Source organism: Bacillus spizizenii TU-B-10 (assembly GCF_000227465.1).
Lineage (GTDB): Bacteria > Bacillota > Bacilli > Bacillales > Bacillaceae > Bacillus > Bacillus spizizenii.
Genome location: NC_016047.1, coordinates 1,550,027 through 1,572,417, shown reverse-complemented (window position 1 = coordinate 1,572,417; position 22,391 = coordinate 1,550,027). Strand labels below are relative to the sequence as shown.

The window sequence follows — 22,391 nt, the reverse complement described above, 5'->3', positions numbered from 1 at the left end:
ATTTTAGTTAAAATTTATCATTTTTCCTTCATTTTCTAGACTACCATATCTATTCATCATATAGTATACTCTTAAAATAAAAAAATCCCCAAAACAAATCATGTTTTGGGAATGTAATTGGATTACAATGTGAATTTCGCAATTGTGTTCATAAGCTCTTGGCTTGCATGTTTTAACGTCTCCGTTGAGTGTTTGACTTTATCAAGAGTGATCAGCTGTTCATCGGTTGATGCGTTCACTTCCTCTGCTGCGGCAGCCGATTCCTGCGATATGGCTGAAATGCTTTGAATGGCTTCAGAAATCGCTAGCTGTTCTTCACTCATTCTTTGAATTTCTTCGTAAATGTGATCAATGCCTTGTACCAGCGATTGCATTTCCGCGGTTATCGTGTTTAATACCTCTCCTGTCTCATGAATGGCACTGTTTTGTTCATCATTCATTCTGCTTGCCTCAACCATGGCGTGAGAGGCCTCTTTTGTCTCAAGCTGGATAAGCTTCACAGTCTCGCTGATATGCTTTGTAGAAAGGGCTGATTGCTCAGCAAGCTTCCGCACTTCATCGGCTACGACGGCAAAGCCGCGTCCGCTTTCTCCGGCTCTGGCTGCCTCAATGCTGGCATTTAAGGCAAGCAAGTTGGTTTGATCAGAAATATTCGAAATCGCTGTAACGACTTCTTCAATATTCTTTGTTTGATTTTCCAAATCAAGCAACATCGTTTCAACCTTTTTCGTTTCCATGTTGGCTTCGTTTGACTTCATCAGCAGCTGGCCGAGCGCGTCAAGTCCTTTATAGCTTGCATCCTCAGACGATTTTGACCGTTCTTTAATTCCGCCTGCCTCCTCAGCAATTTGCCTGATTTTCGTTGACAGGCTTTCTGATTTTTCGTTAATGGTCTCGACTTCAGAAGCCTGTTCTGATGCCCCAGCGGCTACTTCTTCAATCGCTTTTGCAATTTGTCCGCTTGTTTCATTTGTTTCCGCAGAGACAGCCGTTAATTGCTCAGAGGTATCAGATACTTTCCCTGAAGAGAGTCTCACTTGCTCAACCATTTCCTTCATATTTTCAACCATCTGATTAAAGTCTTTTGTTAAAATACCGACTTCATCCTTGGATTTTGATTCTGCGTGCACTGTTAAATCGCCCGCGGAAACTGCCTTCGTTTTTGCGATCAGCTGCTGTATCGGACCGGTTATCGTTTTGGCCAGAAAGTAGCTGAGAATAATTGTTATGATAAGCGCAATCAGTGATATCCAAAGATTCGCCCGATTCATTTTATCTGAAATCCACATTAATTTATCGGTATCAAATTGCGTTCCGACTTTCCAGCCCGTTTCCCCAATCGTTTGGTACACAACCATTTTCCCATTTTCATCCTGTATCCCTTTTTTCTCAGATGCAATGGTTTTCAGTGTTTGATCCTTTGATATATTTTTTCCTTGGTTTGACGGGTGTGCTAAAAGATTGCCGCTGGCATCAGCTAAAAAGGCAAATCCATTGTAAGGCACCTTTTGCTTATTGACCATACTCTGGATAGCAGAGAGTTTCAAGTCGTAGCTGGCAACCCCGATCACTTTTTGCCCGTCAAGGACCGCTTTCGATGCAGTGACAATCATGTCTCCCGTCACGACATCTTTATAAGGTTGCGTCCAAACGACTTGACCCGGGGTTTCAGCTGCAAGCTTATACCATGGTCTTGTTGTTGGATCATAATCATCGGCAAAATCGGCTTTCGGGTATGTAAACATTTCTTTTTTTGCGGTGCCAACATAAGCCATCGCAACATAATCATCGTTATCTTTGATTTGTTTAATGTCATCGTTAAATAGCCGAGAAGCTTCTTTACTTGGTTTTGTTACAAATGTATGAGTTAATTCCCCATTAGCCAATCTTGATAACGAAATGGCATAACTCTTTAATTGCAATTCAATATTTTGTTCAAGTGACTGTGTCACGTTTTGAGTTGTATTTTTCCCATCCTCTGTAATCATCGGTTTTAGCGTCAAATAAGAAGACAGCATTAAAAGAACAACTGTGACGATTAACATGATTGAAACAAAAACAGCAATCTTCATGTGAAGTTTTTTAAACAAACCAATCCCCTCCTAATTTCTATATCGGCCCCTTCGTTTGAAAAATGAATAATCAAAAAATAAATTATATGAAAAACGGAATATATTTACTGAAAATTCAATCTTCGTTATAATGAAACAATATAAGGAGGGTGATGATCATACTAAAACAAATGTATGTGCACAACGGCAGAAAATTTGAGACCCTGACCATCAGAAACTATACTGAAACTGACGTAAAGGGGCTGATTTCTCTTCAAAGAGAATGTTTCCCTCCTCCGTTCCCACAGGAATTGCTATGGTCGGAGGAACAGCTTGACAGCCATATCAAAACCTTTCCGGAAGGCGCTTTATGCGCGCTGGTCAATGGCAGAATTGTCGGTTCTATGACTGCCCTTATCATACATTTTGAGCCTGAATCTCCTGACCATACATGGGTGCAGGCAACAGATAACGGATCTATTAAAAATCATGATCCTTACGGAAATACTTTATATGTAGTAGATATTTCTGTTTCTCCTCATTATCGAAAGCTTGGAATCGGAAAATGGCTGATGAATACGATGTATGAGCTGACTGTTTACAAACGGCTGGAGCGCCTGCTCGGCGGCGGACGCATTCCTTTTTATCATAAATACTCACACGAGATCAGCGCTGTTCAATACGTTGAAGATGTAATGGAGGGCAAGAAAAAAGACCCTGTGCTGTCCTTTCTTCTCCATTGCGGCCGTTCACCGATTCGAGTAGTCAGCAATTATTTAGACGATAAAGAATCATTGAATTTCGGCGTTTTAATGGAATGGAAAAATCCTTTTTATAAAAAAACGAGCTGTTGATCACAACAGCCCGTTTAAGTGAAATATTCAATTTTCGCGTTAGGGAAATAGGTATCAATATAGGATTCAAGCGTTTCCCGAAGTTCATGCTCTTCATCTTTCTGATAAATATACTTTCCGATCCCGTAACGGCCCCATTTATAACGACGCTTTTCCTCATCTAATTCGAGCTTCGTCTTCGGATAATTCTTCTCTATCACTCGTTTGGCCGGTTTTGTAAAACGGTGCTGAATTAATTCAAAAGTAATATCATGTCTAACGTCCTGCGGCAAAGCAGCATCAAGCTTTTCAAATAGATGTCTGTATCCTTCTTCCCAGCCTTCATGAATATAAATCGGCGCAACAATAAAGCCTAGCGGGTATCCTGCTTTTGCAACTTTTACTGCCGCTTCTATCCGCTTATCAAGAGGTGAGGTTCCCGGCTCAAAGTTCTTAATCACATAATCGGCATTAATACTGAATCTGAATCTCGTTTTCCCGTTATGCTTTGCATCTAATAGGTGATCGACATGATGGAATTTCGTTACAAATCTGAGCTTTCCGAGGTCACTTTGCCCAAAATGTTCAATGGCGCGCTTCAGCGTGTGTGTCAGATGATCGATTCCTACAATATCTGACGTACATGAGGCCTCGAACCTTGTGAATTCTGGTGCGCGCTCCTTCATATACTTATCTGCCTGATCCAAAATCTCTTCGACGTTTACATAGGTTCTGATATACGGCTTTGATCCCATTGTTGTTTGCAGGTAGCAGTAATGGCAATGCCCCATGCAGCCTGTTGCAAACGGAATGGCATATTCAGCCGATGGTTTAGAAGAATCAAACTTTAATGTTTTCCGGACACCAATGACTAAAGTTGACTTCGCGTTGCGATATTGCTGAAGATGGTTTTTTCCAGGAATATTACGAACTTGATTGTGGGATGTCGTTTCTCTGATTTCAATGCCCATTTTCTCAAATTTATCTTGTAATTCTTGGGCCAGCGGATATTCCAGCGCTCTCGGTTCAATATACACAAGCTGAGGAACAAATGGGTTCTGCATAATGCCACATCCTTTTCCTTTACTAACGTTACTTTTCTCTTAAGGCGGAAAGGATATGAGTTGTAATGATTTCCTTGTTACTCATACGGATCGATATCAAATAGTTCTTTGTAGAGTGATTTAGCTTCTTCATAGCTTGCAAATACAGCATCATCCTCTGCAAACGGATGATAGGTTTCATAAATAAACAGTGAAAGCTCGCCTTCATGGTATGGATGGTGCACAATTTCAGCTTCCTTTATATGGGCAACATTGGCGGCGTGCGGATTTCTGTAGATCACGTAAACTGTATCTCCTGCGTTAAATTGGTTTGACATGCTATCCCTCCTAGCCATGTTATTGTGCCCTTCTATACCTTTACTTATGAAAAAAACCAGACAGGCCGGAGGCCGTCTGGTTTTTGGACATTACTTGAATGTTTCTTTTACGAACGCGACAACTTCTTCTGTCGTGCTCATAGATAAGATTTTCTCTTTGAATGACTCAGCTTCTTGTTTAGACAATTTGCTGATTTGTGTTCTTGCCGGAAGGATTGAAGTTGCGCTCATTGAGAACTCATCTAAGCCTAAGCCAAGAAGGATCGGGATCGCAATCTCGTCTCCTGCCATTTCTCCGCACATGCCAACCCATTTTCCTTCTTTGTGTGCCGCTTCAATTACGAGTGTAATTAAACGAAGGATTGCTGGGTTGTATGGCTGATACAGGTAAGATACACGTTCATTCATACGGTCAGCTGCCATTGTGTATTGGATCAAATCGTTTGTTCCAATACTGAAGAAATCAACTTCTTTAGCAAACTGATCAGCGATGACTGCAGTTGACGGAATTTCAACCATCATACCGACTTCAATATCGTCAGATACAGCCTGTCCCGCTTTTACAAGCTTTTCTTTCTCTTCAAGAAGAATCGCTTTTGCTTCTTTGAATTCGTTAACTGTCGCAATCATAGGGAACATGATTTTCAGGTTTCCGTATGTACTTGCACGAAGCAGCGCGCGAAGCTGTGTTCTGAAGATTTCTTGCTCTTCAAGGCAAAGACGAATCGCTCTGTATCCCAAGAATGGGTTCATTTCTTTAGGAAGCTGCAGGTAAGGAAGCTCTTTGTCTCCGCCGATATCAAGTGTCCGCACGACAACTGATTTTCCTTCCATACGCTCAAGAACCGTTTTGTAAGCATCAAACTGCTCATCTTCTGTAGGCAGCTGATCTCTTCCCATATAAAGGAATTCTGTACGGTAAAGACCAACTGCTTCTCCGCCGTTTTCAAGAACGCCTTTCACATCATCAGGAGTACCGATGTTAGCTGCAAGCTCTACATGATGTCCGTCTTTTGAGACAGTCGGTTCATTGACCAGCTTCGCCCACTCTGCTTTTTGAGCCAAATAAGCATTATGTTTTTCTTCATACTCTTTTACAGTTTCCGCAGAAGGATCGATAATGACATCGCCATTAATACCGTCAACGATAACAGTCACGCCGTTTTGGATCGTGTCTGTAGCCGCTTTCGTTCCAACAACTGCAGGAATCTCAAGAGAACGCGCCATGATGGCAGAGTGAGATGTGCGTCCGCCGATATCAGTTGTGAATCCTTTTACGAACTCACGGTTTAATTGAGCTGTGTCAGACGGTGTTAAGTCTTCAGCTACAATAATAACCTCTTCTGAGATCATGCTTGGGTTCGGAATTTCGACGCCAAGCAGGTGGCCGGTTACGCGTTTTGTTACGTCGCGGATATCTGCCGCACGCTCTTTCATATATTCGTTGTCCATTGACTCAAACATAGTAACGAACATAGAAGACGTTTCTTTTAAAGCGAATTCAGCATTCACTGAATCAGTGCTGATTTTTTCTTTCACAGGGTTCAGAAGCTCAGGGTCACTGAGAACTAAAAGGTGAGCAGAAAAAATATCAGCTTTATCCTGACCCAGTTCTTTCAAAGCGTGCTCTTTGATTTTTTCGAGCTCTTCTTTTGAACGTGCAATCGCTTCATCAAAACGGCTTACTTCCGCTTCAGAATCAGAGATGTTTTTCTTTTCAACCGTTAAATCTGGTTCTTCAAGCCGGTACGCTTTTGCAATCGCGATGCCGGCTGAAGCGCCAATCCCTTTTAATTCTTGCATTACTCGCCGAGTCCTTCGCTTTTCATTGTTTCTTCTAAAGCGTTAAGAGCATCGTTTTCGTCAGCGCCAGTAGCAGAGATTGTGATCTCAGCGCCTTTAGCGATACCTAGAGACATAACACCCATGATAGATTTAAGGTTAACTGTTTTGCCGTTATATTCTAAATTAACGTCAGCGTCGTATTTGCTTGCAGTTTGTACAAGAACTGTCGCAGGACGAGCGTGAATTCCAGAATCTGCAGTTACTTTGAATGTTTTTTGTGCCATTTTTATCATTCTCCTTTTAACTTAAAGCTTTATTACTTCACAATATTATATCATACAGCCGTACTTGTCATCTGACAAGCACAGCGTACTATATACCCTTATTTTTCAATCTTCACAATGTCTTCTTGCTCTCTGTTAACTGATCCGCTTGCCTTAATGCTGACTGTTTCTCCTTCAGCAAGGTTCGTAAATACGATCGGTGTCATCAGAGACGGTACATTCGGTTTTACTGCGTCCAAATCAACTTCAAGAAGCTTTTGTCCAGGCTCAACGCGGTCCCCTTCTGATACGAAAGACGTAAAGCCTTCGCCCTTGAGGCTGACCGTATCAATGCCGAAGTGGATCAAAATTTCTTTTCCTCCGTCGGATTGCAGGCCGATCGCATGTTTCGTCGGGAACACATTTAGAATTTTTCCTCGAACCGGTGATACGACAATACCTTCAGAAGGGAGAATCGCAAAACCGTCACCCATCATTTTTCCTGAGAAGACTTGGTCAGGAACATCAGTAATCGGGTGAATTTCTCCAGCAATCGGAGAAACAAAGACTTCCTCGCCAATTTCATTTTGCAGCGGTTCTGCAATGACTTCCTCAACCTGCTGCCCTACTTCCTCTTGAGCAGATGTTGTAGGTTCAGGTCTTGGCTTGCGTCCCGCAATGATGTCTTGCATTTGTGTTTTTAAACCGTCAGAACGCGGTCCGAAAATAGCTTGAATGTTGTTGCCGACTTCCAGCACCCCGGATGCACCGAGCTGTTTCAGACGGTCTTTATCAACCTTTTTCTGATCGTTTACAGTCACACGAAGACGAGTGATACAAGCATCAAGGTGTTTAATGTTTTCCTGGTCACCCATTGCCTGCAGGATCTCATAAGGAAGATCTCCTGCTTCACCAGTTTTCCCAGATGCTGCTGTTTCTTCCGTAGCATCCTCGCGTCCCGGTGTTTTCAGATTAAATTTGCGGATCGCAAATCGGAATCCGAAGTAGTAAATGACCGCAAGTCCCAAGCCGACAGGGATAACAAGCCACCATGCCGTCCGGTTCGGTAAAATACCGAATAAGAAGTAGTCAATTAAACCGCCGGAAAATGTCATACCAATCTTAACATTCAACAGCTGCATGACCATGAATGAAAGTCCCGCAAACACACAGTGAATCGCAAACAAGACAGGGGCAACGAATAGGAATGAGAATTCCAATGGCTCTGTGATCCCTGTTAAGAAGGATGTCAAGGCCGCTGAACCCATAATACCTGCAACGAGTTTTTTGTTTTGTGGTTTTGCTTCATGATAAATCGCAAGCGCCGCAGCAGGCAGACCGAACATCATAAATGGATATTTACCTGTCATGAACGTACCTGCTGTTAACTGTACGCCGTCTTTAATCTGCGCCATAAAGATACGCTGATCCCCGCGGATGATTTCCCCTGCTGCACTCTTATAGCTGAAGAATTCATACCAGAACGGCGAATAGAAAATGTGGTGCAAACCGAATGGAATAAGCGAACGTTCAATCACCCCGAAGATAAATGCAGCAAGGGTTGGATTCGCTTCCACTAATCCTGTTGAAAAGGCATTCAATCCATGCTGGATCGGAGGCCAGATCACTAACATAATAAGACCCAGAATCAGTGCAGAAATTGACGTCACAATTGGAACAAAACGTTTACCCGCAAAGAAACCAAGATATTGCGGCAGTTCAATTGTGTAAAATTTGTTGAACAATAATGCAGCTAACACACCGACGATAATACCGCCGAACACACCTGTCGCCAAGGTAGGTATACCAAGCATGTTTACATATGCAGGATGGTTTTCCGTGAAGAACTTGGCTCTTTCGATTGAATCGGAAGGAATGGTTCCGTTTGCAAGAAGAACCGCACTCATGGATACGTTCATCACCAGATAACCGATAATTGCTGCAATCCCTGCAACTCCATCACCGTTGGCAAGCCCGATGGCTACACCTACTGCGAATAGAAGCGGAAGGTTATCAAAAACAATCTGCCCAGCGCTTTCCATAACACCCGCTACGAGCTGAATATTGTCATTGCTCAAGAAATGCAGGACCTGAATCATGTCCTTATTTTGCATCGCATTCCCGATCGCAAGCAAAATCCCCGCAGCCGGAAGGATCGCAACTGGAAGCATAAGCGCACGCCCAATTTTTTGAAGAACGCCGAATAATGCTTTAAACATAAGAATTGACCTCCTCTTTTTACTAGTCTGACCTTACAGCTAAAAATCATGACAACGAATTCACAGGCGTAAGTCTTCCAGTTTAACCGTTTACATTTGCCCTTTTACACAACAAAAAGGGCATGAGCAAAATTGGGTGCGCAAAAGAACGAGAATGGACTTCCCGTTTTTTCCCCTCAATCACTCATGCCTGATCGGATCAGTAACACGTTATAAGGATAAACTGAATTTATGAAATTTTATTGGTTAATCGGTACAGATGAAGCGTCAGGTAAACCGCTTCCGCCTCATGAACTGGTTTCTTCAATGTTTGCTGCAAGATTTTAATCAATTTCCAAGCTGTATTGTAGCATAGCGGATATTCATTTTTCAATAACAACATTAATTTTTCTGGTTCTTTAGTCGGTTCTTCTTTTTTGATTCTTTCTATTGTAAATCTGATATGCCGGATCAGCCGCAAATAGTTGACACTTTCCTTGTTTACTTTCATTTGAAACGAGTCTTCAATCACCTCAACAAGCTGTGCCATCAGCTGCGAATGCTGATTGACCTCGGACAGCGGACGGTTTGTCAGAGCTGAATGGATATGCAGAGCAATAAAGCCGATCTCCCCTTCCGGAAGGCAGATTCCCGCTTTTTCATTGATCATATCTATGACTTCTTTGGCGATTTGGTATTCTTCAGGATAAAGTGACTGAGTCTCCATTAAAAATGGATTTTTCATATCAAAGCCCTGCTGCTGCCTTTTGATCGCAAATGCGATATGGTCTGTCAGTGCAATGTGAATATGTTCATTTAATGAGTGGTTTGTCCTATTACTGATGTGATAGATGACATCGTTTGAAATATCAACGAGCTTTTCATCAACATAGTCAAGGAGCTTTTTAAACTGCTTTTGTTCCTTCTCGTCCTTTAAAATGAACATTTTATCGTAGCCTTTATCTTCAATGACATCATCTTGTTTTTTTCCGAAACCAATACCTTTTCCGATTAAAACGACTTCGCTGTATTTATGATGAGAAGCAATTAAGACGTTATTATTCAGTACCTTTTTCACTGTGAAGGACCCATTCACGATCCTCAGCTCCTTTGTCATTCAATACCTCATATCGTACATAACGAACGGAATGCACGTCAAACCTTTTTTCAACGCTTTCACTAAACAGTCGATCTTTCGATGAGACGGTAATCCAGAACCTTCCTTTCAATAGGCTGTCCCTGAATTCTTTTTTCCAGCATGGCAAACGCCTGCTTTCCCATTTCCTTTGTTTGAATATCGATCGTTGTGATACCAAGTGATTGGCTGATTTCATGGTTATCAACGCTTAAGATGGCAAGCTCATCCGGTACCGATACCCGCTGGGCCTTTGCTTCAAGTAAAAGCCCTGCTGAGACTTGATCATTGGCAACGAAAATAGCCGTCGGCTTTTCCTTCCACTTTTTCCACTTATGAAAAAGCGCTTTGCCATCATTAATTGTAATCGCTTTCTCAACCACCCAGTCTTCATGAAATGCCTCTCCGATCTCTTCCAATGCTTCTTTATAGGCTTTGATTCGAAAATGGCTGTTCATGCCTTTTTTTCTTGCCAAACAGATGGCTATTTTTTTATGCCCTTTGGCAATTAAATAGTCCAAGCCGTACCGGAATGCTTGTTGGTGAGGAATACTGATGGTTGGAAAACGGCCGATATCTGAATTCTGGCAAAGCAATATCGGTCCCTCCCATTCCATGAGTTTCTCATCAGCAAGCGCCTTTGAGCAAAAAATTAACCCGTCAACCTGGCGCTGCTTTAATTGGGTCAGCGCAAAGATTTCTTTCTGTACATCATAATTTGTTTGGAATAAAGAGAGGTGAAACCCGGATTCCGCGGCTGCGTCGGCTATTCCTGCAATCAGCTCTGCAAAATAAGGCAGATTAATCGTCGGCAAGACAACGCCAATCATGTTTGAAAATCCTTTCGACAAATGCACGGCATGGATATTCCTCGTGTACTCCAATGCTTCCATTGCCTCAAGCACTCTATTTCTTTTGTCTTCACTGACATAAGGGTGATTGTTTATGACTCGGGAAACCGTTGTAACGGAGACACCGGCTTTTTCTGCAATGTCTTTAATATTAGCCATAGATTCCCTTCTTTCTAAATTCCCTTGATCTGGAATGCGTTTCATACAATATGATATGAACATACCAGACATATTTTGTATTTTTAGCTGAAAGGAGAAGATCATATGGGTTTCTTCATTTTAATTGGATTATGTCTGACTGTTCTTGGCGGCAGCTGTCTTGCAGTAAAACCTCTCAACCAAAAACATGAAATTAAACCCTTTCGAACATTTGATGATTTTTTTATTTAATGCAGATAAAAAAGGACGATGTCGAGAACAAAGTCCTTTTTTATTTCCAGTTACGGCAGTATGATTAATTCCTTTGGATATTGGGTCAGAGCAACCGCTCCGTCCTTTGTTACATGAACGTCATCCTCAATGCGCACGCCGCCAATCTCAGGTACATAAATCCCCGGTTCGATCGTGTAGACCATGCCTTCCTGCAGCAGTGTATCGTTGGCTTGACTCATTGATGGGTACTCATGGACAGAAATCCCGAGTCCGTGTCCCAGCCGGTGAGGAAAATACTCTCCGTACCCTGCTTTTTCAATGATTCCGCGGGCAGTTAAATCCAGATCTCCGATTCTGACACCTGGTTTGCTTGCTTCAATCGCGGCTTTTTCCGCTTGAAGCACGGTCTCATAAATCTCCTCTTGCTTCGGATTGATGGTCTTGTATGCAAACGTTCTTGTAATATCAGAGCAATAACCGTCAAGAATAACACCGAGATCAAATAAAACAAAATCACCTTTCTTCAACGTGGCTGTACCCGGATTTCCATGAGGCTGGCCTGATTTTTCTCCAAATAAAACCATTGTGGAGAAAGACATGCCCTGAATTCCTTTTTTCTTCAGCTCATACTCGATTTGAGCGAGCACTTCCACTTCACTGATGCCTTCACGCAAAGCGGCTGTGCCGACTTCAACACCGTAATCAGCAAGCTTTGCCGCCTCTTTCAGCAAACGAATTTCATTGTCGTCTTTCATCAGGCGAAATTGATTGAGTGTTTCTTCTGCTGAAACAAATTGAGCCCCGCCCACTGAATGCTTCAGCTGTTCTGCGCGTGATAGTGAGATTGAATCCTTTTCTACCGCGAGTGTATGTATGCTGATATTTCGCTTTTTCAAGGCTTTCTCTATCAGCTCCCACGGATTTTCATGATCCGCATAACCAATGATTTCATGATTCCAACCTGCGTTGCGGGCCTGGTTTGCTTCCATTCCAGGACAAACAAAGAAAGGCTCCTCTTCTTGGAAAATAAATAAACCCATTAATCTTTCATGCGGCTCTGTGTAAAAACCGGTTAAGTAAAAAACATTCTCTTTCGTATGAATAAATGCGGCAGTATGCCCCGCTTCCTTCAGCCATGAAGAGACGCGTTGTATTCTATTCACTTCTAGTTCCTCCCTGCCATTTGCAATGCTTTGTTCTGTCTTTCATTGTAACAGGTTTTACAGGTGTTTGCCTTCCGCGGCACCTTCGTTTTCAATCCATTTTATTTCCTGCCCCGCTTCCTGTATACTGACAGTAGAGTTCTAGCGTAGGGAGTTGTTCCGTTTTGCTGATGAATTTTTTCAGACGAAAAGCAGTTATGCTCTTAACGGTTTTGGGAATTTCCGCTCCTTTTATCGGTATGAAGATGGTCGATTTTTATTATTACAGCTCTATCATCGGCTGTGCAGCGGGGTGCCTATGCTGCATCCTCGCTCTCATCATGGTTACGAAAAGATCCGATAAAGACAAAAAAGAAGGAAAAGCTTGATACATAAAAAACCAGCAGCCCAATTGGACTGCTGATTTTATTTTAGGAGTCTTAACCCGTTTAAGATCACCAAAATTGTACTTCCCTCATGACCGATCACGCCAAATGGCAATTCCATCACCTGCAAAAAGTTTGCACAAATCAGCAAGCAGATCACAGCTAGAGAAAACACGATATTTTGTTTGATAATCCTGTTCATTTTCCGTGACAAGCGGCACATGTTTACGAGCTTTTTCAAATCGTTTTTCATGAGTACCATATCAGCGGTCTCAAGAGCGACATCTGTTCCCCCGCCCATTGCAATGCCAACATCCGCCGCTTTGAGTGCCGGCGCATCATTGATTCCGTCACCGACCATTGCAATCGTTCCGAATTCTTCTTTTAACCGTTTGATTTCATTCACTTTTTGGTCAGGCAAGCATTCTGCAGCAACAGTTGTCATTCCGGCTTCCTTCGCTATCGCTTGAGCCGTGTCCTCATGATCCCCTGTCAGCATGGCCGTTTTAATGCCAAGTTGGTTCAATTCTTCCATGACCTCTTTTGCTTCGGGCCTGATTTGATCTTTCAGTGCGATACAGCCAGCTATTTGGTCATCCTTTTTCACAAATACAATCGTATGGCCGCTTTGAATGATATCTGATGCTGTTTGTTTTATAAATTGTGCTGCCATTTCCTCGCCGATAAAACCCGCCTTACCGATCTTCCATTTCGCGCCCGACACTTCTGCCATAACGCCAAACCCTGATGTTTCTTCTATAGATATGTAGCCGGACTGATTTACGCCTCGGCTTTCAGCGTACGTTGTTATTGCTTGAGCAAGCGGATGGCTTGATTGCGTTTCGATTGCATAGACGGCCTCAAGCACTTCCGCTTCACTGAATCCTTTTGCAATTCTAATCGTCTCAACGGCAGGCTGGCCTTTTGTTACAGTGCCCGTTTTATCAAAGGCGATCATTTGCACAGAGCCCAGCTGTTCAAGGAAGACGCTGCCCTTCACAAGCATACCGTTGCGGGCGCCATTTGAAATCAAGGACAAAGCTGCCGGCATAATAGAAGCGACAAGCGCACAAGGTGAAGCGACAACCATAAACACCATTGCGCGGTAGAAGGTTTCACTCCAGCTCCAGCCCAGCGCAAAGTGCGGCACGAATAACAAGAGCCCCACCGCGATCAGCACACCTTTTACATAAGCATTTTCAAATCGTTCGATGAAAGCTTGTGCGGGCGAAACACTGCTTTGCGCAGATTCAACCAGTTTGATAATTTTTCTGAATAACGAATCTTCATTTGCTTTCGTGACACGGACGGTCAAGGAGCCGTTGCGATTCACAGTTCCCGTAAATACAGCATCACCGTTGTTTTTTTCTACAGGCATTGATTCACCTGTTAATGCTGACTCATCAATGCTTGTTGAGCCCGATTCAATGATACCGTCTGCCGCTACACGTTCTCCGGGTTTGATCACAATCATATCACCGGCCTGCAAGTCCGATACCGGTACTCTTTTGGTTTCACCATTGACCATCAGCGTTGCTTCTTCAGGCTCAAGCTGCATTAAAGATGTTAAATCTCTGCTGCTTTTATTCATCGTGTATGTTTCTAAAGCTCCACTTAAGGAAAAAATAAATATTAAAATAGCACCCTCCGCCCAGTATCCGATCAAGGCGGAACCAATTGCAGCGAAAATCATTAAAAGTTCTACATTCAGCGTTTTGGATTCGAGCGTTTCTTCGATTCCTTCCTTTGCTTTAGCAAATCCGCCGATCACAAAAGCCAGCAAGTAAAGTGTTATTGATAATACTTGATATCCGGATAAGAGCCAGCCTGCCAAAATAAGAGCGCCTGACACGAGTGCTGCGATAAGCTCTGCATGCTGTGCCCAGTTTTTTTCTCTCTGCTCTGTTTTTAATGGCTCATGCGGATCGTGTTGAACGATAACTTGTTCATTCATATCAAATTCTCCTCTCTAATTGAGAACGTAAATCATCATCATTTCTCTTATAAAAACAAAATTGCCGCCCAAAAGGCAGCTTTATCGTCAGTTATTTCTTGATGTCTTCCTTTATTATAGCATGCGCAATGAGAATTTCAATTATAATTATTTTAATTTCTTCTTGATAATAATTATCATTAACATTCATCCAATTCTTCACTACATGAAAAAAGCTGAGAGTCTATGCTCTCAGCCTATTCTTCCGTCCATTCTTTCAGTTGTTCCGCCGTCATCGGGCCAATTTTTGTTTTTTCAATTTCTCCCTTTTCATTCAGCAAAAATGATGTTGGGATCGTGATGATATGATACTCCTTCATCAATTCTCCTTTTGAGTCAAGAACGATCGGAAACGTCAGCTTGTTTGCTTTAATAAAGTCTTCAACGGCTTGCTGATTTTGTTCTGAGTTCACTAAATTCACCGTTACCAGCTTTACGCCGTCGGATTGATGGGCATTATAAAACGATTGAAACTGGGGAAGCTCCTTTTTGCAGGGCGGACACCAAGATGTCCAAAAATGCAGGATGGTTTTTTGCCCTTTATGCGGGATCGAGATATCCTCCCCTTCTATCGTTTTCATAAGAAAAACAGCGGGAACTGCAGGCTGTTTATCCCCAGCGGCTGCCACATCAGGAAACCATGCAATCATCCCCAATAACATAAGGCATACAGTAAGCAAGCGCTTCGTCAACATGGAATCTTCCTTTCATGCTTTTCAATTAGCTTGCCCCTGCTTTTTCTTTATCATCCTTCAATTCGCGGTGTTCTGTTTCCTCCCGTAAGGAAAACAGATACCCGCAGCGCTTTGCAAATCTGTGTATAGTGAAGGCTCGTCAGCAAAATCATGCCAGTGTTCATCCCTAGGATAATCCCGAGCATTTGCAAATTCTCCATTGATCCCAGCACATACATCATACTTAGGGCCACGATATGGCTCCAGACATTGTGATAAAAAGCTTCTTTAACAAACCCCATCCCGATTAAGCACGCCTGCAGCGGCATGACAAACAGATGAAAGAGAAAGTAAGGCCACAACAGCTGCAAGTAATACTGCGCTTCGGGGGAGTGAAAAAACAAATGTGTGAGCGGTCCCGCAAACTGGAACATGATCCAGACGGCCGGTATGCCGTAGCCAAACGTAATGAAAATCGACTGCTTCAGTCTTTTTAATACGACGTCATATTGCGAAAGCGCATAAGCTTCCGAGATACTCGGTATCATGACAACCATTAACGAATGGGCAATAAAAGCAGGGAACGACCCTATCGTCACAGCCACACCGGCCAGCATTCCATATTGATCGATCGCCGCTGTCCCGGCAACGCCCGCAGCCAAAAGCGCTCCTTTTACTAAAAAGGGTTCAATCGCATTGACAACCGCATGAAAAATGCGCAGCCCTGTTGTAGGAATGGAAACGGCAAGCAGTCTTTTTCTTACATCCTTTCCACGCAAATGAATGTGCTGCTGGCCGGATACCGCTCGCCTCGCCATGATAAATTGTGAATATAAATAAACAAGCACAACCACATCACTCACGACGAGGACAAACAAGGAAATCAGCACAGCCATATCCAATTCAAATGAATACCATTGAAAAAAGAGGAATAAGCACAAGAGCTGGATGATTTTTTTCAGCACATTGGCGATTGCGATCTTCCCCATTTTTTGTACACCCATAAAATAGCCCCTGGCGATTGAAGTAAAGGCGACAATAGGAATTAAGCCGATGACAATCCCTTTAATAAACGGGTGGTATGTATCAAATACCGGAATAAACGGAAGCGCAATACTGGCAGCAGCAGTAGAAAACGCTGTAAAAACGACCGTCATTCTGAATGCGTGCCTCAGCATGCTTTCATGAAGCTTAGGGTTTGATTCGGCAATGAATTTAGAAATTGAGATCGGCAGTTCCAGGCTTGCGATGACTATAATTAAAAAGATCGTGGGCAAAATACTCATGTAAAGCCCCATCCCGTGCTCGCCAAGCTCCCGCGCCAAAATCATATTCACGACAAATTCAAGGCATTCAGCGAAAAAGGCGGCAATGGATAAAAGAATGATCCCTTTCACAAATCGATTCATGATGTCTCTCCTTGTCTCTTGTACTACCAACATCATATGAGACAAGTTCAAAAATTATTTTATTTTTACTCTTTATATGTAAAAAAGCACAGCTGAGACAAATTGTCTCTTCTATGCTTAGATGGCAAAAACGTGCCTGCCGATTTTTTCTATGATTTTCCTTGAACGAATCCAATCATCTGACGCTGTTTTCGGATTATAAAAAAATATGGCATCTGTTTCTCTATTTTTTGAGGACAGCGCTTCTTCAGCAGCAGCAATCGATTCTTTATCAGGCTTTTGATTAATGCTTCCGTTTGCAACCGGTTCAAAGGCATTTTTCTGATAAATAACCCCTCTAATTGTATCAGGAAAACCTTTTTTCTCCGTTCTGTTCAGCACAACGCTTGCTACGGCGACCTTGCCTTTATAGGATTCTCCCTTAGCCTCTGCGTGAACGAGACGGGACAGCAGATCTTTTTCAGACTGTGTATATGTTTCTTTCTTTTCAGTTGTTTTGGTCGGCTTGTCTTTCTCTTTCTTTTCAGTGTGTGCTGATAGCTTGATCGGCTTTATTTTTTTCTGGTCCTTATCAGCAGACAGTGAAGGGAAAGATTCGTCTTTGTCTTGATCTATATGTGTAAGCCATTTCGCTTCTTCATGTTTTGTCTTCTTTGTGCTCAGTAGTGAAGCTTGTGTATGTTCAATTTTTGCTGCAGGCATGAAACAAAGAAGAAAAACAGCCAGAGCAGTGAATTTCGTCGTCATACAGTTTCCTCCTTAAAGTGCTCAAAAAAACACTTCATAACCTTAACAAGAGATCCATTCATTTTCACGGAAAAAGATTTTCCAACTCTCCCAAGGAGGCATCAGGATGGAATATACCGGATGACAGGCTGGTTAATGGAAGAAAAACAGCTTGAAATTCTATAAATCTTGTCAATTCAAAACATGTTTATCCATTTTTGGCGTTTTACATTTTGTTTACATCTGTTACAACTGAGTGTAATAAAGAGCCTGTATTCTGTCATATATGATAAAAAGGCTTCTCACGTATGAGAAACCTTCAGCTTCTTGGCTGTTCTAAGTATTGAAATATAACATCTCCGCCTTGCTGGGCAATTCCTCGGAAATGTTTAAAATCATCTTGTTTAGATAACACAGCCCTGAAATCCAGGAAATGCTCTTTCTGGACTCTCAGTTCGTTTATTGCGCCGGTGCGCAGCTGTTCAATCATTTCTGTAATCTCTTCGGGACGCAACGAAAATTCCCCCTTTTCTTTCTTTTGACGAAAATCAATATACCATCTTTATAACGTCAGGACAATTCATTAGGGAGATAAAACTCCTTATCGCTTTACTTCTCAATGAAAATACTGCAAAATACTTTCAAAAGGCATTATTATGTTTAAAGGAGAGGAAGCTTGTGAAAATCGCTAAGGTTGGAAACGTCATTGAATTTAAAAACGGATTAACCGGTGTTGTTGAAAAAGTAAATGAGAATTCTGTAATCGTTGATGTCACGATTATGGATAACTATCGGGATCTTGAGTTAGATTCATTGACAGTTGTTAATCATAAAAATTATAAGATCATCAGAGACTCCTATTAAACCTCCTCATTTCCACATTCATTCGCAAAAACTGCAAGACGGACAATTAAACACCTTACATATGAAATTCGCTTTCTCAAAAGCTGCCGGCCGGCAGCTTTTTTACATCAAAAACACCGATTATGAATCGGCGTTTTGGTCTGTTTCCGTTATTTCTATATAGAACTCGCTGACAGATCCTGCTTCATACAGGTTGGTCAATGACGTTGAATAATTTGTAATTTCCCCCCGGAAGGCAAGATTTCGTTCCGGAACCTCGACGTTAAACGTTTTTTCATACAACAGGACAGCGATATCATGGTAAGTCTCGCTCGTAACGTTTAGGGTAAATGCAATTTTGCGCTTCGGCTCGCTCTCCTTTTGATATGCAGCCATTTCTAATGTTACATCGTTTAATCGCAATGTCTTCACTTCATTTCACTCCTTTATAGTTCATGCATCTTAGCATACCTTAGCGAACGTTTACAATGAATCTGTTCTGACCTATTATGTTAACCAATTCTTTAGAAAAGACACCTTTACAAACATATGTTCGATCAACTATAATAAAACAGACGAGCTGCCATCCAGCATCCCGTCTTTTCATTAGAAAGCGGCGAGTGGAATCCCCCCCGAATTCACTCGTCTTTTTTATGTAAAAAATCCCCTGCATTTTTCAGAAGAAACTATATTAACGATTATTAACAAGTCATGATCCATCATGCATGCAGTACTCAGCCATCTTCTCATACTTTGTTCCAGGCTTTCCGTCATTTGTGTACGGACCACGGATCAATTTGCCCCATACTTCAATGTAGCGGGTCCTCTAATTCAATCAAGTTGTTCATGGGACAAGGGCCTTTGGAATTCAACCCTTGTCCTCACTGTTTTACCTGTACCCGTAATAAATGCTTTTCAGTATGTCCAAGATTTAGAGATTCATTACAATTATCTTGGATTTTGCTTAGAACTATAAATCCTTATATATTTTTAAACACTTTATTCCAGACTGACGAATCCTCTTGTCCAAGACTCCAGCTGCCAAGGCCTTTCAGATTATATTTTTGAACGATTTTTATTTTTGCTCTGAGTGACTGTTCATTTTCAAACCATAATGTATATGTTCCTGAAGGTAATGGACCCTTCTTGTCGTGATTGATCGTAAACACCGCTTTTGGAGATTGACTCTTTGTGTCAAAAATAATTGTCCCGTTATGTCTTTTTACTAATGAGTCAACAAGGTAAAGGGGAATGGCTTGGGAATTAGATTCGCCATTCATCCAGCAGCGGCCATAGAATGGCAATCCTAAAACTAGTTTTTGAGGGGAGATTTTTTGGGTTAGAGCATATTGAATGGACCTTTCCACCCATCCTACACTTGCAGTAGGCCCAGCAAGGCGGCTTTCATCATAGGCCATAACCATAAGATAGTCTGCATATTTTGCTAAATTTTCGTAATCATATGATCCGTGCCAGCCCTTCGTCCAGCCAAAAGGATTTGCCGCCACTGCAACTGATACCTCTTTATGTCCAGGAATACTTTTTCTTACCAGTCTAACAAAATCCGTAAATGCCTTCCGATCTTTTTCTGTAAGGTTTTCTATATCGATATTAACTCCGTCCAAATCTAGTTCTTCTATTGCATGAGAAATTTGTTTAGCCAAAAGCACTCGGTTCTTTAATGCAAATCGTCCCAAATCCTGATTCCAATGATTGCTTAGAAAAGGAACTACTTTTAATTTTCTTCTATGAAGAGTTTTAATCACATCGGGATCAGCTGAACGGAGAAGTAATAATCCATCTTTTCTGATATAGAAAAAATCAGGAGACACGACATTTAATACTCCGTTCGTTTGATCAACGTGTTGAATAAAATCGCTACCTAATCCAGAATAGAAATAGCTCATTTGAAACATCTCATAACCCCTTCACCCCCAAAAATATCAAGTTCCCAACAAATAAAAAAATGAAGACTGATCATTTCAATTTGTTTCGTTTCTCAAAGATTATCTTTCTCTTATCTTTATAATTTGTCCTGGATAAATTCTATCTGAAGAAATTTTATTAAGATTCATAAGTTGTTGTACCGGAATATTAAAGGATTTGGAAATCGCCCATAATGTATCGCCAGGTTCCACATGATAAACTTCATATGTTACGGGAAATTCCATATAACGAGGCGTTCTTTTTACTTTATTCGCTTGATTTCTTGTTTTAGGTATTTTTCCCTTCATTCATATGACTCTCCTTTAGAAAAATTTGTTTACATCTCTAGACCGTTTCTCTCTAATCTTAATAATTTGTCCAGCATATATTTGATCCGATTTGAAATGATTAAGCTCCATGATCTGCTGAAGGGAAACATTATACTTCCTTGCAATTTTTGATAATGTTTCACCGGGAGTAACATGATGAATCTCGTATTTTTCTTTGAGGACATCTACATAATGAATGGTTTCCCCTACGTTTCTTAAGATTCCTCTGCTTTTTAGCACCTCAATCATTTTCTCAGCTCTATGCCGATAGGAATCTTTCTTTACAGCCTTTTTACCGTTTATCCGAATCTTTTTTCTCTCGCTATCATGATTCAAATAGTATTTAACCTTTTCCAATGTTTCTTTGGGTGAGGAAGAAACGATAAGATCGCGACCAGGTTTGAATTTATCTCGAACTGCTGGTGTATCCGATGTCAATAAAAACCCCCCGGAACCAAGAATCTCATAGGTGCGTTGCGTAAGTTGGCTTTCACAGTTTTGCAATCCGATAATGATTTTTGCTGAACTGTAAACTTTATACGCTTCAGTATAATCAAGGTATCCATGGATCCAATTGCGGGGAATTTCTCTTCCTATATATTTACTCATGTTTTCCCAATTTCTCCCCCAAAAATCAATGCGAATACCCTTTCGTATAAGAGGACGAATAAGCGTTTTTAAAGAGGACGAACGGAACACTTCCGGATGTTCTTCAAGAAAATTAGGGTAAGCATTAGCTACCACTGCTATATCACAACTGTATTTTGCTAATGGTTTAATCTGGTGATGTATACTTTCGTGATAGGCAAAGTCTAAGTGGGCTGCTTTAATCCCCATGCTTTCATAAGTTTTACACAGAGAAGGCGTAACCGTGAAAACAAAATCCGGTTTCATCTTTTTAATTAACGGGATGGTAAAGTTTTGAGTGTGCAGTGGGTCTTCAGTTGCCCAATAAACAAGGGGGATATTCACCTTTTTAGTTGCGTTGCGAATCCAGATTTGCTTTTCCCTTGAATGCTCTGGTGTCCATCCCATAGATACTATTAGATCTGGTTTAAATTCGTCTATCATTTCAGTGATATTTTCCCGACTTACAGGACCCGAAATCATTACGATATGTCCTGCTTCCCTAAACCCATTCGGTAAACCATAGAGCCACATGGGATGACTCTCGAGGAAAAGAATTTTCACACATTTTCGCCCTCTCTTTCACCTTTTAATGTCTACTTTATTGGTATGTATAAGTAAAATAATATGTCGCGGTACCAGTCTATAAAAAATGTTCAAGTGCGAGATAACGTGATAGCTTCCTGCAAAATGAAATTGTAAGAGAATGAAAATGAATCGTTTCTCTCGCCAGCACAGAAAAAGCAAGCGATTTACAAAACACTTTTTCTTTGATTTGACTAGCCTTCTGACGTAGTTAATAGTTTATTTTTGTGCATAAAAAGAAAAAGACGTACACATTTGTACGCCTTAAATAACTTCTGAACGATCAATTTTTCATTGCATAAAAGTCACACGTTCCCCCATAAAATGAACCATTTTCAAGTGTGACCTTACCTAATTTTGTTGACTTCTCATTAACGATTATCAATCGTCTCCGGATACAAGTCATGGTTCATCATACGGTATTCGGCCATTTTCTCATACTTCGTGCCCGGTTTTCCGTAATTTGTGTACGGGTCAATGGAAATTCCGCCTCTTGGCGTGAATTTGCCCCATACCTCAATGTAGCGCGGGTCCATTAATTCGATCAAGTCATTCATGATGATGTTCATGCAGTCTTCGTGGAAGTCACCATGGTTTCTGAAGCTGAACAGATACAGCTTTAATGATTTGCTTTCAACCATTTTTTCATCAGGAATGTAGCTGATGTAGATTGTTGCAAAGTCAGGCTGTCCTGTTTTCGGGCATAAAGATGTGAACTCAGGACAGTTGAATTTTACAAAGTAATCACGGTTTACATGTTTATTCGGGAAGGATTCCAGCACGTCCGGCGCATATTCAAACAAATAATTTGTTCCTTGGTTGCCAAGCAGTGTGACACCTTCTAATTCTGATTCTTTTCTTGTCGTCATATTTATCTTCCTT

Annotated in this window: 22 protein-coding genes and 1 pseudogene; 3 read left to right on the top strand and 20 right to left on the bottom strand. The window is 41.5% G+C overall.

Annotated elements, in window-relative coordinates:
* Positions 1–122 precede the first annotated feature (122 nt).
* The gene (gene mcpC / locus GYO_RS29900; RefSeq protein WP_014113607.1) at positions 123–2,090 is read right to left on the bottom strand and encodes a methyl-accepting chemotaxis protein McpC; all 1,968 of its coding nucleotides are present in this window, start codon (positions 2,088–2,090) and stop codon (positions 123–125) included.
* A gap of 134 nt (positions 2,091–2,224) precedes the next feature.
* Between mcpC and GYO_RS29895 the strand changes: the two genes are divergently transcribed.
* Complete coding sequence (locus tag GYO_RS29895) at positions 2,225–2,905, top strand: GNAT family N-acetyltransferase (protein ID WP_014113606.1); 681 nt, start codon at positions 2,225–2,227, stop codon at positions 2,903–2,905.
* Positions 2,906–2,919: 14 nt separating this feature from the next.
* On the opposite strand, the gene splB is transcribed toward GYO_RS29895, so the two are convergent.
* The 8 genes from splB to papB all read right to left on the bottom strand — a co-directional run bounded on the left by splB (position 2,920) and on the right by papB (position 12,032).
* Positions 2,920–3,948 carry a spore photoproduct lyase gene (splB, locus tag GYO_RS29890; protein WP_014113605.1) on the bottom strand — a complete coding sequence of 343 codons (1,029 nt, stop codon included), beginning with the start codon at positions 3,946–3,948 and terminating at the stop codon, positions 2,920–2,922.
* A 77-nt stretch (positions 3,949–4,025) separates the two neighbouring features.
* Positions 4,026–4,265, bottom strand: a complete 240-nt coding sequence (gene splA / locus GYO_RS29885; RefSeq protein ID WP_003218644.1) for a splAB operon transcriptional regulator SplA — start codon at positions 4,263–4,265, stop codon at positions 4,026–4,028.
* A 90-nt stretch (positions 4,266–4,355) separates the two neighbouring features.
* A complete protein-coding gene (gene ptsP / locus GYO_RS29880; RefSeq protein ID WP_014113604.1) occupies positions 4,356–6,068 on the bottom strand; it encodes a phosphoenolpyruvate--protein phosphotransferase in 1,713 nt (570 codons plus the stop codon).
* Positions 6,068–6,334: a phosphocarrier protein HPr gene (locus GYO_RS29875; RefSeq protein ID WP_003218637.1), complete on the bottom strand. Its 267-nt coding sequence runs from the start codon at positions 6,332–6,334 to the stop codon at positions 6,068–6,070. The genes ptsP and GYO_RS29875 overlap by 1 nt, the downstream gene beginning before the upstream one ends.
* A 98-nt stretch (positions 6,335–6,432) precedes the next feature.
* Positions 6,433–8,532 (bottom strand): PTS glucose transporter subunit IIABC, encoded by a 2,100-nt coding sequence (ptsG, locus tag GYO_RS29870; protein WP_014113603.1) that lies wholly within the window; start codon positions 8,530–8,532, stop codon positions 6,433–6,435.
* A 229-nt stretch (positions 8,533–8,761) separates the two neighbouring features.
* Positions 8,762–9,607: a glucose PTS transporter transcription antiterminator GlcT gene (glcT, locus tag GYO_RS29865; RefSeq protein WP_014113602.1), complete on the bottom strand. Its 846-nt coding sequence runs from the start codon at positions 9,605–9,607 to the stop codon at positions 8,762–8,764.
* Between the two features lie 83 nt (positions 9,608–9,690).
* The gene (locus GYO_RS29860) at positions 9,691–10,656 is read right to left on the bottom strand and encodes a LacI family DNA-binding transcriptional regulator (RefSeq protein WP_014113601.1); all 966 of its coding nucleotides are present in this window, start codon (positions 10,654–10,656) and stop codon (positions 9,691–9,693) included.
* Between the two features lie 281 nt (positions 10,657–10,937).
* Positions 10,938–12,032: a di/tri-peptidase gene (papB, locus tag GYO_RS29850; RefSeq protein WP_014113600.1), complete on the bottom strand. Its 1,095-nt coding sequence runs from the start codon at positions 12,030–12,032 to the stop codon at positions 10,938–10,940.
* Between the two features lie 164 nt (positions 12,033–12,196).
* Here papB and GYO_RS29845 point away from each other — a divergent pair, with 164 nt between their 5' ends.
* Positions 12,197–12,400: a hypothetical protein gene (locus GYO_RS29845; RefSeq protein WP_014113599.1), complete on the top strand. Its 204-nt coding sequence runs from the start codon at positions 12,197–12,199 to the stop codon at positions 12,398–12,400.
* 37 nt (positions 12,401–12,437) lie between these two features.
* On the opposite strand, the gene pfeT is transcribed toward GYO_RS29845, so the two are convergent.
* The 5 genes from pfeT to ykzS all read right to left on the bottom strand — a co-directional run bounded on the left by pfeT (position 12,438) and on the right by ykzS (position 17,713).
* Positions 12,438–14,351 carry a metal-transporting ATPase PfeT gene (pfeT, locus tag GYO_RS29840; protein WP_014113598.1) on the bottom strand — a complete coding sequence of 638 codons (1,914 nt, stop codon included), beginning with the start codon at positions 14,349–14,351 and terminating at the stop codon, positions 12,438–12,440.
* Between the two features lie 236 nt (positions 14,352–14,587).
* Entirely contained in the window at positions 14,588–15,085 is a 498-nt protein-coding gene (gene stoA / locus GYO_RS29835) for an endospore biogenesis thiol-disulfide oxidoreductase StoA (RefSeq protein WP_041520938.1), read from the bottom strand.
* A 50-nt stretch (positions 15,086–15,135) separates the two neighbouring features.
* Positions 15,136–16,473, bottom strand: coding sequence for a sporulation protein YkvU (gene ykvU, locus GYO_RS29830; protein WP_014113596.1), 1,338 nt, complete (start codon positions 16,471–16,473; stop codon positions 15,136–15,138).
* 117 nt (positions 16,474–16,590) lie between these two features.
* On the bottom strand, positions 16,591–17,220 hold the full coding sequence (locus tag GYO_RS29825; protein WP_014113595.1) for a cell wall hydrolase: 630 nt from the start codon (positions 17,218–17,220) through the stop codon (positions 16,591–16,593).
* A 298-nt stretch (positions 17,221–17,518) separates the two neighbouring features.
* A complete protein-coding gene (ykzS, locus tag GYO_RS29815; protein ID WP_003218622.1) occupies positions 17,519–17,713 on the bottom strand; it encodes a protein YkzS in 195 nt (64 codons plus the stop codon).
* 164 nt (positions 17,714–17,877) lie between these two features.
* Here ykzS and GYO_RS29810 point away from each other — a divergent pair, with 164 nt between their 5' ends.
* Positions 17,878–18,063: a YkvS family protein gene (locus GYO_RS29810; RefSeq protein WP_003232446.1), complete on the top strand. Its 186-nt coding sequence runs from the start codon at positions 17,878–17,880 to the stop codon at positions 18,061–18,063.
* A 120-nt stretch (positions 18,064–18,183) separates the two neighbouring features.
* On the opposite strand, the gene GYO_RS29805 is transcribed toward GYO_RS29810, so the two are convergent.
* The 6 genes and pseudogenes from GYO_RS29805 to queF all read right to left on the bottom strand — a co-directional run bounded on the left by GYO_RS29805 (position 18,184) and on the right by queF (position 22,378).
* Entirely contained in the window at positions 18,184–18,474 is a 291-nt protein-coding gene (locus GYO_RS29805; RefSeq protein WP_014113594.1) for a DUF3219 family protein, read from the bottom strand.
* 277 nt (positions 18,475–18,751) lie between these two features.
* Positions 18,752–18,890 (bottom strand): annotated as a pseudogene (locus tag GYO_RS43705) (preQ(1) synthase); the annotation flags it as partial.
* Between the two features lie 132 nt (positions 18,891–19,022).
* Positions 19,023–19,958, bottom strand: a complete 936-nt coding sequence (locus GYO_RS29800; protein WP_014113593.1) for a glycosyl hydrolase family 18 protein — start codon at positions 19,956–19,958, stop codon at positions 19,023–19,025.
* Between the two features lie 90 nt (positions 19,959–20,048).
* On the bottom strand, positions 20,049–20,276 hold the full coding sequence (locus GYO_RS29795) for a LysM peptidoglycan-binding domain-containing protein (protein ID WP_014113592.1): 228 nt from the start codon (positions 20,274–20,276) through the stop codon (positions 20,049–20,051).
* A 15-nt stretch (positions 20,277–20,291) separates the two neighbouring features.
* A complete protein-coding gene (gene ykvP / locus GYO_RS29790) occupies positions 20,292–21,488 on the bottom strand; it encodes a spore protein YkvP (protein ID WP_041520936.1) in 1,197 nt (398 codons plus the stop codon).
* A gap of 392 nt (positions 21,489–21,880) precedes the next feature.
* The gene (queF, locus tag GYO_RS29785) at positions 21,881–22,378 is read right to left on the bottom strand and encodes a preQ(1) synthase (RefSeq protein WP_003218613.1); all 498 of its coding nucleotides are present in this window, start codon (positions 22,376–22,378) and stop codon (positions 21,881–21,883) included.
* Between the last annotated feature and the right edge of the window lie 13 nt (positions 22,379–22,391).

Excerpts from the sequence above, each read along its gene's own strand:
- GYO_RS29895 (WP_014113606.1), top strand. The coding sequence starts at position 2,225 with ATGATCATACTAAAACAAATGTATGTGCACAACGGCAGAAAATTTGAG.
- splB (WP_014113605.1), bottom strand. The coding sequence starts at position 3,948 with ATGCAGAACCCATTTGTTCCTCAGCTTGTGTATATTGAACCGAGAGCG.
- splA (WP_003218644.1), bottom strand. The coding sequence starts at position 4,265 with ATGTCAAACCAATTTAACGCAGGAGATACAGTTTACGTGATCTACAGA.
- ptsP (WP_014113604.1), bottom strand. The coding sequence starts at position 6,068 with ATGCAAGAATTAAAAGGGATTGGCGCTTCAGCCGGCATCGCGATTGCA.
- GYO_RS29875 (WP_003218637.1), bottom strand. The coding sequence starts at position 6,334 with ATGGCACAAAAAACATTCAAAGTAACTGCAGATTCTGGAATTCACGCT.
- ptsG (WP_014113603.1), bottom strand. The coding sequence starts at position 8,532 with ATGTTTAAAGCATTATTCGGCGTTCTTCAAAAAATTGGGCGTGCGCTT.
- GYO_RS29860 (WP_014113601.1), bottom strand. The coding sequence starts at position 10,656 with ATGGCTAATATTAAAGACATTGCAGAAAAAGCCGGTGTCTCCGTTACA.
- pfeT (WP_014113598.1), bottom strand. The coding sequence starts at position 14,351 with ATGAATGAACAAGTTATCGTTCAACACGATCCGCATGAGCCATTAAAA.
- stoA (WP_041520938.1), bottom strand. The coding sequence starts at position 15,085 with ATGTTGACGAAGCGCTTGCTTACTGTATGCCTTATGTTATTGGGGATG.
- ykvU (WP_014113596.1), bottom strand. The coding sequence starts at position 16,473 with ATGAATCGATTTGTGAAAGGGATCATTCTTTTATCCATTGCCGCCTTT.
- GYO_RS29825 (WP_014113595.1), bottom strand. The coding sequence starts at position 17,220 with ATGACGACGAAATTCACTGCTCTGGCTGTTTTTCTTCTTTGTTTCATG.
- GYO_RS29800 (WP_014113593.1), bottom strand. The coding sequence starts at position 19,958 with ATGTTTCAAATGAGCTATTTCTATTCTGGATTAGGTAGCGATTTTATT.
- GYO_RS29795 (WP_014113592.1), bottom strand. The coding sequence starts at position 20,276 with ATGAAGGGAAAAATACCTAAAACAAGAAATCAAGCGAATAAAGTAAAA.
- queF (WP_003218613.1), bottom strand. The coding sequence starts at position 22,378 with ATGACGACAAGAAAAGAATCAGAATTAGAAGGTGTCACACTGCTTGGC.